Raw genomic sequence first — 15,264 nt, 5'->3', positions numbered from 1 at the left:
ATGAAGTATCACAAGCCCGGCCCCGGGCCGTGTTTTTTACGCCTCTGTAACATTCCGAAATATACAATCCGCGCAAGTTGCGTATCCGGCCACAAACCGGATGCGCCAACCCTCTCGGCCCGTTGAATTCAGCGGGCCCGCAGCATCCAGCCTCCCCATTGAAGTCAAGGAATGAGCGTCCGTTCATTCCCGGGTGCGCCGTGCAGACTGAAGCTACGCTCAGACTGCCGCGACTCCATTCAGAGCACTGCAGGAATCACTGCTTATGAATAAAGTGTTCCGTCACTACATACCGGCCTCGACCCGACGCCTGCTGCCCAATCGCTGGGACTTGATCGCCATGCCGCTGGTGATCGGCTTCCTGCTGTTTTTCTCAATCGGTGCCCGGGAAACCTGGGCCCCGATCGGCACGCTGCAAAGTGAAGTGGTCTCACTCGACCCGGCCAACCTGCCGGAATACGCCATGCGCACCACTTTGCGCATGCTCGCGGCGATGGTTGCGGCACTGGTGTTCACCCTGCTCTATGGCACGCTGGCCGCGAAAAGCCGCCGGGCCGAAAAACTGCTGGTGCCCGTGCTGGACATCCTGCAATCGGTGCCGGTGCTGGGCTACATCTCCTTCACCGTGACCTTTTTTCTGTTGCTATTTCCCGGCCGGGTTCTGGGGGCGGAATTCGCCGCGATTTTTGCGATTTTCACCAGCCAGGCGTGGAACATGACGTTCAGCTTCTATCAGTCGCTGCGCATGCTGCCGGGGGATCTGGTGGAAGTCTCGACCAACCTGCAACTGTCCGGCTGGCAGAAATTCTGGAAGCTCGACGTGCCCTTCGCGATGCCCGGGCTGGTCTGGAACATGATGATGAGCATGTCCGGCGGCTGGTTCTTCGTGGTGGCCTCGGAAGCGATCACCGTCGGCGACCAGACCATCACCCTGCCGGGGATCGGCTCGTTCCTGGCCCTGGCCATCGCGCAAAAAGACATGCACGCCGTGGGCTACGTGATCCTGACGATGATCGTGGTCATCCTGATCTATGACCAGTTTCTGTTCCGCCCGCTGGTGGCCTGGGCCGACAAGTTCCGCATGGAAAACACCGCCTCGCAGACCGCTGCGCCGGAATCCTGGGTCCTGAATCTGATCCAGCGCACCCGGATGATCCAGCGCATTCTGCGTCCGATCAGCCGCGCCATCAGCCGACTCGGCAACATGCGCCTGAACCTGCCGCGTTCGGCGCGCAAGGTCATGACCTCTGAAAGCCCCGCCACCACCAAGGCCATCGACTGGATCTGGGGCTCGTTTATCGCACTGCTGACCGCTTATGCGCTGTACCACATCGTGCTGTATGTCGGCACGGAAGTGACGTTCGCCGAAGTCGGGCATGTGTTGTTGCTGGGGCTGTACACCCTGTTGCGAGTGGCCGGGCTGATCTTTATCGCCTCGCTGATCTGGGTGCCGCTGGGCGTGATGATCGGTCTGCGTCCGGCCCTGGCGGAAAAGATCCAGCCGCTGGCGCAGTTCCTTGCGGCGTTCCCGGCGAACCTGCTGTTCCCGGTGTTTGTCATCGTGATCCTGCGTTACCAGTTGAACCCGGATATCTGGCTGAGCCCGCTGATCGTGCTCGGTACGCAGTGGTACATCCTGTTCAACGTGATCGCCGGGGCCAGCGCCTTCCCCAATGACTTCAAGGAAGCCGCCGCCAACTTCCGCATTCGCGGCTGGCTGTGGTGGCGCAAGGTGATGCTGCCGGGGATCTTCCCGTACTACGTGACCGGCGCCATCACCGCTTCGGGCGGGGCGTGGAACGCCAGCATCGTTTCCGAATTCGTGTCCTGGGGGCAGGACAAGGTCGTCGCCCATGGCCTCGGCGCCTACATCGCGCAAACCACGGCCGCCGGCGACTTCCCGAAAATCACTCTCGGCGTGGTGGTCATGGCGTTCTTCGTCGTGGCCTTCAATCGCCTGGTCTGGCGGCCGATGTACGCCATGGCCGAAAACAAACTTCGCCTGAACTGACGGGATTCGATGTGATGAATACCTTTACCGAACACACTGGCGCCACACCCGAAATCTACTCGCTCACCGACGTGAACCGGGTGTTCGGCAAGGGCAAGGACGAGCTGCAAGTGCTCAGCGGGGTCAACCTGGCCCTGCACGAAGGCGAAATCGTCGGCATGCTTGGCCGCTCTGGCTCGGGCAAGTCCACCCTGCTGCGGATCATCGCCGGCCTGATCGAACCGTCGTCGGGCGAGGTCCTGTACAACGGCAAACCGCTGGACGGCCCGGCCGAAGGCGTGGCCATGGTGTTCCAGACCTTTGCCCTGTTCCCGTGGCTGACGGTGCTGGAAAACGTCGAAGCCGGCCTGCAGGCCCTGCAGGTCGAACGCAAGGAAGCGCGCAAGCGCGCACTGGCGGCCATCGACCTGATCGGCCTGGACGGTTTCGAAAACGCCTACCCTCGCGAACTGTCCGGCGGCATGCGCCAGCGCGTGGGTTTCGCTCGCGGGCTGGTAGTCAACCCGACGCTGCTGTTGATGGACGAACCTTTCTCGGCGCTGGACGTGCTGACCGCCGAAACCCTGAGAAACGATCTGCTGGACCTGTGGAGCGGCAAGCAACTGCCGATCAAATCGATCCTGATCGTGACCCACAACATCGAAGAAGCGGTGCTGATGTGCGACCGCATTATGGTGCTGTCGTCCAACCCCGGACGGCTGGTGGCGGAAATCAAGGTGCCCTTCGCCCATCCGCGCAATCGCCTGGATCCTGCGTTCCGGCAGATGGTCGATGACATATACGCGCAGATGACCGACCGCCGCAGCGCCGATGCCAGCACCGGCAAACCCGAACTGAAAATCAGCAGCCCGTTGCAGGAAGTGTCCACCAACCTGATGGCGGGCCTGATCGAAACCCTGGCGGCCGAGCCCTACAACGGCCACGCCGGCCTGCCCACCGTGGCCGAGCGGCGCTTGCTGGAAGTGGACGACCTGTTTCCGGTGGCCGAGATGCTCGAATACCTGGGCTTCGCCGAACTCAAGGGCGCGGACATCACCCTGACCGACGCCGGCAAACTGTTCGCCGACTACGGCACTCAGGAACGCAAGACTCTGTTTGCCGAACATCTGATCCGCTACATACCGCTGGCCGCGCGGATCCGCCAGGTATTGCTGGAGCGCAACGGCCACCGGGCGCCACGGGTGCGTTTCGAGCAGGAACTGGAAGACTCGCTGACCGAAGCCTTCGTCGAGAAAAACCTGGAGATCGTGATTGCCTGGGGCCGTTATGCGGAGATTTTCTCCTACGACGACCACACCGAAACGTTCAGCCTGGAGGACGTCGAGGGCAGCCTGTAGCCCTCGACAGTCCCGGCGTTTCAGATCACGAACAAGTCAACAAAACGGTTCACCGGCGTCGCCGCAAGCCGCGCCTGATCCTTGCACAGCGCAAGGATCTCGGCGCTGCGCTGGCCGGTGAAACGCGTGGCCAGGTTTGCCCTGAACTTGTCCTCCAGCAACGGAATGCCCTCGGCCCGGCGCTGGCGGTGACCGATCGGGTACTCCACCACCACGTTCTCCGTGCTGGAACCGTCCTTGAAAAACACCTGCACCGCGTTGGCAATCGAGCGCTTGTCGGCTTCGAGATATTCGCGGGTGAAACGCGGCTCTTCGACGATGACCATTTTTTCGCGCAGCACATCGATGAGCGGATGCGCCGCGTGGAAATCGTCTTCGTACTGCTCGGCCACCAGATTACCGAACGCCAGCGGCACGGCGGTCATGTACTGGATGCAGTGATCGCGGTCGGCGGCATTGGCCAACGGGCCGACCTTGGAAATGATACGGATCGCCGATTCGTGGGTGGTGATGACGATCCGGTCAATATCATGCAGACGATTGCGCACCTGCGGGTGCAGGGTCACCGCGGCTTCGCAGGCGGTTTGCGCGTGGAATTCGGCAGGGAAGCTGATCTTGAACAGTACGTTTTCCATCACATAACTGCCGAAGGATCGCGAGAAGCTGAAGGCTCGCTTGTCTTCAGGCTTGAGCGCCAGATCGTTGTTGGTGTGGCTGAACAGCACGTCGTAGAAACCCCACTGCTTGGCCGTCAGCACACCGGGAATGCCCATCTCGCCGCGCATCGCGATATCCGCCAGACGCACCCCGCGACTTGAAGCATCGCCCGCCGCCCAGGATTTTCGCGAACCGGCGTTCGGCGCATGACGGTAAGTGCGCAGCGCCTGACCGTCGGCAAACGCATGGGACAACGCCGAGAGCAATTGCTCGCGATTGGCGCCCATGAGCTTGGCGACAACGGCTGTCGAGGCGACTTTCACCAGAATCACGTGGTCGAGACCTACGCGGTTGAAGGAGTTTTCCAGGGCGATCACGCCTTGAATCTCGTGGGCCATGATCATGGCTTCAAGCACATCGCGCACCGTCAGCGGCGCCTCGCCATTGGCCAGACGCTCTTGCGAAAGGTGATCGGCCACCGCGAGAATCCCGCCGAGGTTGTCCGACGGATGCCCCCATTCGGCGGCGAGCCAGGTGTCGTTGTAATCAAGCCAGCGCACGATGCAGCCGATGTCCCACGCGGCTTTGACCGGATCGAGCCGATAGGATGTGCCCGGCACCCGGGCACCGAACGGCACGACGGTGCCTTCGACGAGGGGGCCCAGGTGTTTGGTGCATTCGGGGAAACGCAGGGCCAGCAGGCCGCAGCCCAGGGTATCCATCAGGCAGTTGCGGGCGGTGTCGAGGGCTTCGGCGGATTCGATTTTATAGGTGAGGACGTAATCGGCGATGTCCTGCAGGACATCGTCGTAGTCGGGGCGGTTGTTCAGGTCGACGTTGGCGCTCATGTTCGATTCACTCTTCAAAGTGGTTCGTTGATGGGACCTCGGTTCAGGGCTAATTTTTCTTGTTATTGAAATACGCAAAGCGCCGAGAGCGATCAGGCTCGCTCTCGGCGACTGTTCGTCAGAACGAATCTCCAGGCACGCGGACGAAGCCTTCCATCAGGACCCGCGCACTTCGGCTCATGATCGCTTTCTTCACAACCCACTCACCATTTTCCAGACTGGCCTCGGCCCCGACGCGCAACGTCCCGGACGGATGCCCGAAGCGCACGGCATTGCGCTCAACACCACCGGCCGCGAGGTTCACCAAAGTGCCGGAAATGGCCGCTGCGGTGCCGATTGCCACCGCCGCCGTGCCCATCATCGCGTGGTGCAACTTGCCCATCGACAACGCCCGCACCAGCAGATCCACATCCCCGGCGGCAATCGCCTTGCCACTGGACGCCACGTAATCCGCAGGCCGAGCCACGAAAGCCACTTTCGGCGTGTGCTGACGCTTGGCCGCTTCGTCAATGTTGGATATCAGGCCCATGCGCAGCGCACCGTAGGCGCGGATGGTCTCGAACATCTGCAGCGCTTTCGGATCGCTGTTGATCGCGCTCTGCAATTCGGTGCCGGTGTAACCGATGTCTTCGGCGTTGACGAAGATCGTCGGGATACCCGCGTTGATCATGGTCGCCTTGAAGGTGCCGACGCCCGGCACTGCCAGTTCGTCGATCAGGTTGCCGGTGGGGAACATCGAGCCACCGCCGCCCTCTTCTTCCGCCGCCGGGTCCATGAATTCGACCTGCACTTCGGCAGCCGGAAAGGTCACGCCGTCGAGTTCGAAATCTCCGGTTTCCTGGACTTCGCCGTTGGTGATCGGCACGTGGGCAATGATCGTTTTACCGATGTTGGCCTGCCACACGCGAACCACCGCCACACCGTTGTGCGGAATGCGGCTGGCGTCCACCAGGCCGTTGCTGATGGCGAACGATCCGACCGCCGCCGACAGGTTGCCGCAGTTGCCACTCCAGTCCACGAACGGTTTGTCGATGGACACCTGACCGAACAGGTAATCGACGTCGTGATCGGCCTTGATGCTTTTCGACAGGATCACGGTTTTGCTGGTGCTGGACGTGGCGCCGCCCATGCCGTCGATCTGTTTGTCGTACGGGTCGGGGCTGCCGATGACCCGCAGCAGCAAGGCGTCGCGGGTCGGGCCGGGAATTTGCGCCGCCTCAGGCAGGTCGGTGAGGCTGAAAAACACGCCTTTGCTGGTGCCGCCGCGCATGTAGGTGGCGGGGATTTTGATTTGCGGTGCGTGAGCCATGGTGCTCCTTATCCACAAACGCGGGTCAACCGACCCGCGCTCGCACTAACTGATTTAAACGGCAACCGCCGACTCTTCGAGGAAGTCCTGGGCGAAGCGCTGCAGCACGCCGCCGGCCTCGTAGATCGACACTTCTTCGGCGGTGTCGAGGCGGCAGGTCACCGGCACCTCGACGCGTTCGCCGTTCTTGCGATGGATCACCAGCGTCAGGTCGGCGCGCGGCGTACGGGCGCCGATCACGTCGTAGGTTTCGCTGCCGTCGATGCCCAGGGTCTTGCGGTCGGTGCCCGGTTTGAACTCCAGCGGCAACACGCCCATGCCCACCAGGTTGGTGCGGTGAATGCGCTCGAAACCTTCGGCGGCAATCGCTTCCACACCCGCCAGACGCACGCCTTTGGCCGCCCAGTCCCGGGACGAACCCTGGCCGTAGTCGGCGCCGGCGATGATGATCAGCGGCTGCTTGCGTTCCATGTAGGTTTCGATGGCTTCCCACATGCGCATCACTTTGCCTTCCGGCTCGACACGGGCCAGCGAGCCCTGCTTGACCTTGCCGTTTTCCACGACCATTTCGTTGAACAGTTTCGGGTTGGCAAACGTCGCGCGCTGGGCGGTCAGGTGGTCGCCACGGTGGGTCGCGTAAGAGTTGAAGTCCTCTTCCGGCAGGCCCATTTTCGCCAGGTATTCGCCGGCGGCGCTGTCGAGCATGATCGCGTTCGACGGCGACAGGTGATCAGTGGTGATGTTGTCCGGCAGCACCGCCAGCGGGCGCATGCCCTTGAGCGGACGCGCCCCGGCCAACGCGCCTTCCCAGTACGGCGGACGGCGGATGTAGGTGCTCATTTCGCGCCAGTCGTACAGCGGCGTGACTTTCGGACCAGTGTCTTCGTGGATGGCGAACATCGGAATGTAGACCTGACGGAACTGCTCGGGCTTGACCGAGGACTTCACCACCGCGTCGATTTCTTCGTCGCTCGGCCAGATGTCCTTCAGGCGGATTTCCTTGCCGTCGACCACGCCGAGCACATCTTTTTCGATGTCGAAACGGATGGTGCCGGCAATCGCGTAGGCCACCACCAGCGGCGGCGAAGCGAGGAACGCCTGCTTGGCGTACGGATGAATCCGGCCGTCGAAGTTGCGGTTGCCGGACAGCACGGCGGTGGCGTACAGATCACGGTCGATGATTTCTTGCTGGATCACCGGATCCAGCGCGCCGGACATGCCGTTGCAGGTGGTGCAGGCAAACGCGACGACGCCGAAACCGAGTTGCTCCAGCTCCGTGGTCAGCCCCGCTTCATCGAGGTACAGCGCCACGGTTTTCGAGCCCGGCGCCAGCGACGACTTGACCCAAGGTTTGCGAGTCAGGCCGAGCTTGTTGGCATTGCGCGCCAGCAGGCCGGCGGCGATCACGTTGCGCGGGTTGCTGGTGTTGGTGCAACTGGTGATGGCAGCGATGATCACCGCGCCGTCGGGCATCTGGCCGGGCACGTCTTCCCATTTCCCGGAGATGCCTTTGGCCGCCAGATCCGACACCGCCACGCGGGCGTGCGGGTTGCTCGGGCCGGCCATGTTGCGCACCACCGAAGACAGATCGAAGGTCAGACCGCGCTCGTACTGCGCGCCTTTCAGGCTGTCGGCCCACAGGCCGATCTGCTTGGCGTATTGCTCGACCAGTTGCACTTGCTGGTCTTCACGACCGGTCAGTTTCAGGTAATCGATGGTCTGCTGGTCGATGTAGAACATCGCCGCCGTAGCACCGTATTCCGGGGCCATGTTGGAGATGGTCGCGCGGTCGCCGAGGGTCAGCGCGGAAGCACCTTCACCGAAGAATTCCAGCCACGCGCCGACCACTTTCTGTTTGCGCAGGTACTCGGTCAGCGCCAGCACCATGTCGGTGGCGGTGATGCCCGGTTGCAGCTTGCCGGTCAGTTCGACGCCGACGCTTTCCGGCAGGCGCATCCACGACGCGCGGCCGAGCATCACGCTCTCGGCTTCAAGCCCACCGACGCCGATGGCGATGACGCCCAGCGCATCAACGTGCGGAGTGTGGCTGTCGGTGCCGACGCAGGTGTCCGGGAATGCCACGCCGTCGCGCACCTGGATCACCGGAGACATTTTCTCCAGGTTGATCTGGTGCATGATGCCGTTGCCCGGCGGGATCACGTCGACGTTCTTGAACGCCTTCTTGGTCCAGTTGATGAAGTGGAAACGGTCTTCGTTGCGACGGTCTTCGATGGCGCGGTTCTTCTCGAACGCCTGCTTGTCAAAACCGCCCGCCTCTACCGCCAGCGAGTGGTCGACGATCAGTTGCGTCGGCACCACCGGGTTGACCTGAGCCGGGTCGCCGCCCTGCTGGGCAATCGCGTCGCGCAGGCCGGCCAGGTCCACCAGCGCGGTCTGGCCGAGAATGTCGTGGCACACCACGCGGGCCGGGAACCACGGGAAGTCGAGGTCGCGTTTGCGCTCGATCAGTTGTTTCAGGGAATCGGTGAGCGTGGCCGGGTCGCAGCGACGCACGAGGTTTTCCGCCAGCACGCGAGAGGTGTACGGCAGGGTGTCGTAGCTGCCCGGCTGGATCGCATCGACAGCCGCGCGGACGTCGAAAAAGTCCAGCGGCGTGCCGGGCAGGGTCTTGCGAAATTCTGTGTTCATCGGTCAGGACTCGGTCACGGTGATAACAAAAAGGTGGGGCCAGACGCAGCCTTTGAACTCAACACACTCCACTGTGGGAGCGAGCCTGCTCGCGATAGCGGTTAATCAGTCGACATCTTTGTTGAATGTCTGTCCGTCATCGCGAGCAGGCTCGCTCCCACAGGGTGTATCGGTGTTCTCAAGCTCCAGGTCAGCCCACAATTCAGCGACGTTCGATTGGCACGAACTTGCGCTGTTCGACGCCGACGTACTCGGCGCTTGGACGGATGATGCGGTTGTTGGCGCGCTGCTCGAACACGTGCGCCGCCCAGCCGGTCAGGCGCGAGCAGACGAAGATCGGGGTGAACAGCTTGGTCGGGATGCCCATGAAGTGGTACGCCGAGGCATGGTAGAAGTCGGCGTTGGGGAACAGTTTCTTTTGCTCCCACATGGTCTTGTCGATGGCTTCCGAAACCGCGAACAACACCTTGTCGCCCACTTCGTCGGCGAGTTTTTTCGACCAGCCCTTGATGACCTCGTTGCGCGGATCGCTGTCCTTATAGATCGCGTGACCGAAGCCCATGATCTTGTCCTTGCGCTCGAGCATGCCGAGGGTGCCCTTGATCGCCTCCTCCGGCGACGAGAAGCGCTCGATCATTTCCATCGCCGCTTCGTTGGCGCCGCCGTGCAGCGGGCCGCGCAGCGAGCCGATGGCTGCCGTGACGCAGGAATACAGGTCGGACAGGGTCGACGCACAGACGCGAGCGGTGAAAGTCGAGGCGTTGAATTCGTGCTCGGCGTAGAGGATCAGCGACACGTTCATCACTTTGACGTGCAGTTCGCTCGGTTTCTTGTCGTGCAGCAGGTGCAGGAAATGGCCGCCGATGGACGGCTCGTCGCTCACGCAGTTGATGCGTTTGCCGTCGTGGCTGAAGCGATACCAGTAGCACATGATCGCCGGGAATGCGGCCAGCAGGCGGTCGGTCTTGTCGCGTTGCTCGGAGAAGTCTTTCTCCGGCTCGATGTTGCCCAGGAACGAGCAACCGGTGCGCATCACGTCCATCGGGTGGGCGTCGGCGGGGATGCGTTCCAGCACTTCTTTCAGCGCTTGCGGCAAATCGCGTAGCTTGCTCAGTTTGCCTTGATACTCGGCGAGTTGTGCCTTGGTCGGCAGCTCTCCGTAGAGCAGCAGGTACGCCACTTCTTCAAATTGTGCGTCTGCCGCCAGTTCGCGCACGTCGTAGCCGCGATAGGTCAGCCCGGCACCGGCCTGGCCCACGGTGGACAGTGCGGTTTGCCCGGCAACCTGGCCCCGGAGCCCGGCGCCACTGAGTACTTTTGCTTCGGCCATTGTTGTCTCCAATCTTGAATTTGTTAGGGAGTACGGTTGCGGCTTACTTCTTCGCCGCAAACAACGCGTCGAGCTTCTGCTCGAAGGTGTGGTAATCGATGCGATCGTAGAGCTCCATGCGAGTCTGCATGGTGTCGATGACATTCTGCTGGGTGCCGTCGCGGCGGATCGCGGTGTAGACGTTTTCCGCGGCCTTGTTCATCGCGCGGAACGCCGACAGCGGGTACAGCACCAGCGACACATCGGCACCGGCCAACTGCTCGGTGGTGTACAGCGGCGTCGAGCCGAACTCGGTGATGTTGGCCAGGATCGGCGCTTTCACGCGGTTGGCGAACAGCTTGTACATCTCAAGTTCGGTGATGGCCTCCGGGAAGATCATGTCGGCACCGGCCTCGATGCACGCGGCGGCGCGATCCAGTGCCGATTCCAGGCCTTCAACGGCCAGCGCGTCGGTGCGGGCCATGATCACGAAGCTGTCGTCGGTGCGGGCATCGACGGCGGCCTTGATGCGGTCGACCATTTCCTGCTGGGTCACGATCTCTTTGTTCGGACGGTGGCCACAGCGCTTGGCGCCGACCTGGTCTTCGATGTGGATCGCCGCGGCGCCGAACTTGATCATCGACTTCACGGTACGGGCCACGTTGAACGCCGAGGCGCCGAAACCGGTGTCCACGTCCACCAGCAGCGGCAGGTCGCAGACATCGGTGATGCGGCGCACGTCGGTCAGCACGTCATCCAGACCGGTGATGCCCAGGTCCGGCACGCCGAGGGAGCCGGCAGCCACCCCGCCACCCGACAGGTAAATCGCCTTGAAACCGGCGCGCTTGGCCAGCAGCGCGTGGTTGGCGTTGATCGCGCCGACCACTTGCAACGGATGTTCGCTGGCGACCGCATCGCGGAAACGCTGGCCTGGAGTGCTCTTGTTGGAACTCATGACTCACCTCGTTCAGTGGCTGTCTTATTGTCGGCGCCGTCCTGGTAATGACGGGCGATGTTGCGTTTCGAGGCGCCGATGTGGCGGCGCATCAACAATTCCGCGAGCTCGCCGTCACGGTCGGCAATGGCATCGAGAATCCGGTGGTGTTCGGCAAAGGCCTGACGCGGGCGGTTGGGCGTGGTGGAAAACTGGATGCGGTACATGCGCACCAGTTGATACAGCTCGCCGCAGAGCATCTGGGTCAGGGTGCGGTTGCCGCTGCCCTGGATGATCCGGTAGTGAAAGTCGAAATCGCCTTCCTGCTGGTAGTAGCCGACGCCGGCCTGGAACGCCGCATCGCGCTCGTGGGTTTCCAGCACCCGGCGCAGTTCGTCGATTTCTTCGACGCTCATGCGTTCGGCCGCCAGACGGCAGGCCATGCCTTCGAGGGATTCGCGGATTTCGTAGAGTTCGAGCAGTTCGGCGTGGCTCAACGAGACCACCCGTGCGCCGACATGCGGCACGCGCACCAGCAGGCGCTGGCCTTCCAGACGATGAATCGCCTCGCGCAGCGGCCCGCGGCTGATGCCGTAGGTGCGTGCCAGTTCCGGCTCGGAGATCTTGCTGCCCGGGGCGATTTCGCCTTTGACGATGGCGGCCTGGATACGCCGGAAGACGTTTTCGGACAGGGTTTCCGAATCGTCGCCGCTGATGACCGGGGGATCGAGTTGATCCAGCATATTGTCGACACCTTTAAATCCAATGCGGCAAAAACTAGCGAATCAGCCGGCACCAGTCAAAGGATAAATGGATATTGTCGACAATCGTCTAATAACGCCCGATATCAGCCCCAAGGGTTATAGACCCGCTCGGGCGCTGGCGCCATAAAACCACCGTGCTAGAATGCCGCCCGCATTTGCCAGTCACTTGCACGGCTTGTCATAAAAAGCTGATAGGCACACGAAGGCGCGCGCAGACAGGACCTCCTGATGCCGTGGCCCTGAACCGAGAACGGAACGCTGCTCGCCAGGATTTATGAGACTCAAGCCCTTCCCCACCTTTTTCTATCTGTTTTGCCTGCCCGGCCTGGCTGTGGCGGGGGAAAAGACTGTGTACGGCCTTAACGAGTACGCTGCCCTCGACGGGATCAACCTGGAAGTGGCGGCGAAACTCGATACCGGGGCGAAAACCGCCTCCCTGAGCGCCCGCGACATCAAACGCTTCAAGCGCAACGGCGAGTCCTGGGTGCGTTTCTACCTGGCCATCGACGCTGCGCATTCGCACCCGATCGAACGGCCGCTGGCCCGGGTCAGCAAGATCAAGCGCCGCGCCGGCGACTACGACCCGGAAGAAGGCAAGAAGTACACAGCGCGCCCGGTGATCGAGCTGGATATCTGCATGGGTTCGGCAATGCGCAGCATCGAAGTGAACCTGACCGACCGCAGTGCGTTCCAATACCCGCTTTTGATCGGCTCCGAGGCGCTGAAACGCTTCGATGCGCTGGTCGATCCCAGTCTTAAATACGCTGCCGGCAAACCCGCCTGCGCCATCGCCGCTCATACCGCCGAGTAATTTCCATGCGTTCTCTAACCTTCCACCTGAAAATCCTGATCACCATCCTGGTGCTCCTGGGCGTTTCGGTTACGGCCTATCAGATTTTCGTGCTCGGCATTCCGGTGACCGAAGACGCCACCGACGACTTGTGGAACATCGACGCCAAGGTCGAGTTCGTCGCCAGCACCAAGGATCCGGTGAAGATCCAGATGTTCGTGCCGCCCCTGAGCCGCGATTACGTCAGCCTCAATGAAAGCTTCATCTCCAATAACTATGGCGTGGCGGTCAACCGTGTCGACGGCAACCGCAAGGTCACCTGGTCGGCGCGCCGGGCCAAGGGCAACCAGACCCTTTATTACCGTCTGGTGCTGACCAAACGTTACACCGCCGAGAAAACCAAGGTCAAAGGCCCGACTTTCCGCGACAGCATAGCCATCGAAGGCCCGGAAAAAATCGCCGCCGAAGCGCTGCTCGCGCCGATCCGCCAGCACTCGGCCGACGTCGAAACCTTCATCGGCGAAGCCATCAAACGTGTCAACAATACCAACGACGACAACGTGAAACTGCTGCTGGCCGGCGATCCGTCGACGGCCCACAAGGCAAAAATCGTCGAACTGCTGTTGTCCATCGCCCACGTTCCTGTCGAGAAAGTCCACACCATCCGCCTCGTCGCCGATCAGCCGCAAACCCCTGAACTGTGGCTGCGCAGCTTCAACGGCAACGACTGGCTGTACTTCAACCCGGAAACCGGCGAACAAGGCCTGCCGACCGACCGCCTGCTGTGGTGGACCGGCGATGAAAACCTGATCACCGTCGACGGCGCGAAGAAAGCCAACGTGACGTTCAGCCTGAACAACAGCGAGATGAACGCGATTCGTCTGGCCAAGCTGACTGACGAAAACACCGACGCCAACTTCCTCGAATACTCGCTGTACGGCCTGCCGCTGCAGACCCAGCAGACGTTCATGATCATGGTGATGATCCCGATCGGCGTGCTGGTGATCCTCATCCTGCGCAACCTGGTCGGCCTGCAGACCCTCGGCACATTCACCCCGGTGCTGATCGCCCTGGCCTTCCGCGAGACGCAACTGGGCTTCGGCATCCTGCTGTTTACCGTGATCACGGCGCTTGGGCTGTCGCTGCGCTCGTATCTGGAACATCTGAAACTGCAAATGCTGCCGCGACTCTCGGTGGTGCTGACCTTCGTGGTGGTGCTGATCGCGGCGATCAGTCTGTTCAGCCACAAGCTCGGTCTGGAGCGCGGCCTGTCGGTGGCGCTGTTCCCGATGGTGATTCTGACCATGACCATCGAACGCCTGTCGATCACCTGGGAAGAACGCGGCGCCAGCCATGCGCTGAAAGTAGCGATCGGCACGCTGTTCGCGGCGTCCCTGGCGCACCTGATCATGACCGTGCCGGAGCTGGTGTACTTCGTGTTCACCTTCCCGGCGATCCTGCTGATCCTGGTGGGCTTCATGCTGGCCATGGGTCGCTATCGTGGTTATCGCCTGACCGAACTGGTGCGCTTCAAGGCTTTCCTGAAGAAGGCTGACGCCTGATGTTCGGTTTCTGGAAGACCTGGAAGGCCCTGGAAGCCCGGGGCATCATGGGCATCAATCGGCGTAACGCGGACTACGTGCTCAAGTACAACAAGCGCAGTCTGTACCCGATTGTCGATGACAAAATCATCACCAAGGAGCGCGCGATCAAGGCCGGCATCCATGTGCCGGAACTGTATGGCGTGATTTCCACGGAGAAGGAAATCGACAAGCTCGACGAGATCATCGGCGGGCGCAACGACTTCGTGATCAAGCCGGCCCAGGGCGCCGGCGGTGACGGCATCATCGTCATCGCCGACCGTTTCGAAGGTCGCTATCGCACCGTGTCGGGCAAGATCCTCACCCACGAAGAGCTGGAGCACCATATCTCCAGCATCCTCACCGGCCTGTATTCGCTCGGTGGCCACCGCGACCGGGCGCTGATCGAATACCGGGTGACCCCGGACCAGATCTTCAAGAGCATCAGCTACGAAGGCGTGCCGGACATCCGCATCATCGTGCTGATGGGCTACCCGGTGATGGCCATGCTGCGCCTGCCGACCCGGCAGTCCGGCGGCAAGGCCAACCTGCACCAGGGCGCCATCGGCGTCGGTGTCGACCTGGCGACCGGCCTGACCCTGCGCGGCACCTGGCTGAACAACATCATCGCCAAACACCCGGACACCACCAACGCGGTGGACGGCGTGCAACTGCCCTACTGGGACGGTTTCATGAGACTCGCCGCGGGTTGTTATGAGCTGTGCGGCCTGGGTTACATCGGCGTGGACATGGTGCTGGACCAGGAGAAAGGCCCGCTGATTCTTGAGCTGAACGCGCGGCCGGGGCTGAATATCCAGATTGCCAATGACTGCGGGCTGACGGCACGTACCCATGCGGTGGAAGCGCATCTGGAAGATCTCAAGACCCGCGGCGTGACTGAAACGGTTGAAGAGCGGGTGGCGTTTGCTCAGGAATTGTTTGGGCATATTCCGGTGGTCGAAGGCTGAGTCGCGTTACCGGCCTCCGATCTGCCAATCCCCGACATCCCCTCTAGGAGCAATTCCCCGAGGGGACTACAATCCCCACCCCGCCTCGATGGCCGATCTGCCCCGCCC

General features: G+C 61.9%; 11 protein-coding genes. 5 read left to right on the top strand and 6 right to left on the bottom strand.

Going from position 1 to position 15,264, the window contains the following annotated elements:
* Positions 1-265 precede the first annotated feature (265 nt).
* The gene (locus DLD99_RS09690) at positions 266-2,011 is read left to right on the top strand and encodes an ABC transporter permease (protein ID WP_114882026.1); all 1,746 of its coding nucleotides are present in this window, start codon (positions 266-268) and stop codon (positions 2,009-2,011) included.
* Between the two features lie 14 nt (positions 2,012-2,025).
* Complete coding sequence (locus DLD99_RS09685) at positions 2,026-3,348, top strand: ABC transporter ATP-binding protein (RefSeq protein WP_114882025.1); 1,323 nt, start codon at positions 2,026-2,028, stop codon at positions 3,346-3,348.
* A 20-nt stretch (positions 3,349-3,368) separates the two neighbouring features.
* Here DLD99_RS09685 and prpD read toward each other — a convergent pair whose 3' ends face one another.
* The 6 genes from prpD to DLD99_RS09655 all read right to left on the bottom strand — a co-directional run bounded on the left by prpD (position 3,369) and on the right by DLD99_RS09655 (position 11,794).
* Entirely contained in the window at positions 3,369-4,853 is a 1,485-nt protein-coding gene (prpD, locus tag DLD99_RS09680; RefSeq protein ID WP_114882024.1) for a 2-methylcitrate dehydratase, read from the bottom strand.
* A gap of 118 nt (positions 4,854-4,971) precedes the next feature.
* Positions 4,972-6,162: a 2-methylaconitate cis-trans isomerase PrpF gene (gene prpF / locus DLD99_RS09675; RefSeq protein WP_114882023.1), complete on the bottom strand. Its 1,191-nt coding sequence runs from the start codon at positions 6,160-6,162 to the stop codon at positions 4,972-4,974.
* A 54-nt stretch (positions 6,163-6,216) separates the two neighbouring features.
* Positions 6,217-8,811: a Fe/S-dependent 2-methylisocitrate dehydratase AcnD gene (acnD, locus tag DLD99_RS09670; RefSeq protein WP_114882022.1), complete on the bottom strand. Its 2,595-nt coding sequence runs from the start codon at positions 8,809-8,811 to the stop codon at positions 6,217-6,219.
* A gap of 202 nt (positions 8,812-9,013) precedes the next feature.
* Entirely contained in the window at positions 9,014-10,141 is a 1,128-nt protein-coding gene (gene prpC / locus DLD99_RS09665) for a bifunctional 2-methylcitrate synthase/citrate synthase (RefSeq protein ID WP_085711893.1), read from the bottom strand.
* A gap of 43 nt (positions 10,142-10,184) precedes the next feature.
* A complete protein-coding gene (gene prpB / locus DLD99_RS09660; RefSeq protein ID WP_085711892.1) occupies positions 10,185-11,075 on the bottom strand; it encodes a methylisocitrate lyase in 891 nt (296 codons plus the stop codon).
* Positions 11,072-11,794: a GntR family transcriptional regulator gene (locus DLD99_RS09655; protein WP_169432611.1), complete on the bottom strand. Its 723-nt coding sequence runs from the start codon at positions 11,792-11,794 to the stop codon at positions 11,072-11,074. Before DLD99_RS09655 ends, prpB begins: the two co-directional genes overlap by 4 nt.
* 298 nt (positions 11,795-12,092) lie before the next feature.
* On the opposite strand from DLD99_RS09655, the gene rloA reads away from it, so the two are divergent.
* Genes rloA through DLD99_RS09640 form a run of 3 tightly spaced genes read left to right on the top strand, consistent with a single transcriptional unit; the run spans position 12,093 to position 15,156 of the window.
* The gene (rloA, locus tag DLD99_RS09650) at positions 12,093-12,629 is read left to right on the top strand and encodes a retropepsin-like aspartic peptidase RloA (protein WP_065258027.1); all 537 of its coding nucleotides are present in this window, start codon (positions 12,093-12,095) and stop codon (positions 12,627-12,629) included.
* Positions 12,630-12,634: 5 nt separating this feature from the next.
* Positions 12,635-14,170 (top strand): osmotic stress tolerance membrane protein RloB, encoded by a 1,536-nt coding sequence (gene rloB / locus DLD99_RS09645; protein WP_114882021.1) that lies wholly within the window; start codon positions 12,635-12,637, stop codon positions 14,168-14,170.
* Complete coding sequence (locus DLD99_RS09640) at positions 14,170-15,156, top strand: alpha-L-glutamate ligase-like protein (protein ID WP_085711889.1); 987 nt, start codon at positions 14,170-14,172, stop codon at positions 15,154-15,156. Before rloB ends, DLD99_RS09640 begins: the two co-directional genes overlap by 1 nt.
* Positions 15,157-15,264: the final 108 nt, after the last annotated feature.

This window comes from Pseudomonas kribbensis (genome assembly GCF_003352185.1).
In the GTDB taxonomy this organism is placed as follows: Bacteria; Pseudomonadota; Gammaproteobacteria; order Pseudomonadales; family Pseudomonadaceae; genus Aquipseudomonas; species Aquipseudomonas kribbensis.
Note: the sequence above shows the minus strand (reverse complement) of the source record. Positions and strands in the feature narration are given on the sequence as shown.

What these genes read in the sequence shown, in the direction of transcription:
- DLD99_RS09690 (WP_114882026.1), top strand. Translation starts at nt 266, where the DNA reads ATGAATAAAGTGTTCCGTCACTACATACCGGCCTCGACCCGACGCCTG.
- DLD99_RS09685 (WP_114882025.1), top strand. Translation starts at nt 2,026, where the DNA reads ATGAATACCTTTACCGAACACACTGGCGCCACACCCGAAATCTACTCG.
- prpD (WP_114882024.1), bottom strand. Translation starts at nt 4,853, where the DNA reads ATGAGCGCCAACGTCGACCTGAACAACCGCCCCGACTACGACGATGTC.
- prpF (WP_114882023.1), bottom strand. Translation starts at nt 6,162, where the DNA reads ATGGCTCACGCACCGCAAATCAAAATCCCCGCCACCTACATGCGCGGC.
- acnD (WP_114882022.1), bottom strand. Translation starts at nt 8,811, where the DNA reads ATGAACACAGAATTTCGCAAGACCCTGCCCGGCACGCCGCTGGACTTT.
- prpC (WP_085711893.1), bottom strand. Translation starts at nt 10,141, where the DNA reads ATGGCCGAAGCAAAAGTACTCAGTGGCGCCGGGCTCCGGGGCCAGGTT.
- prpB (WP_085711892.1), bottom strand. Translation starts at nt 11,075, where the DNA reads ATGAGTTCCAACAAGAGCACTCCAGGCCAGCGTTTCCGCGATGCGGTC.
- rloA (WP_065258027.1), top strand. Translation starts at nt 12,093, where the DNA reads ATGAGACTCAAGCCCTTCCCCACCTTTTTCTATCTGTTTTGCCTGCCC.
- rloB (WP_114882021.1), top strand. Translation starts at nt 12,635, where the DNA reads ATGCGTTCTCTAACCTTCCACCTGAAAATCCTGATCACCATCCTGGTG.
- DLD99_RS09640 (WP_085711889.1), top strand. Translation starts at nt 14,170, where the DNA reads ATGTTCGGTTTCTGGAAGACCTGGAAGGCCCTGGAAGCCCGGGGCATC.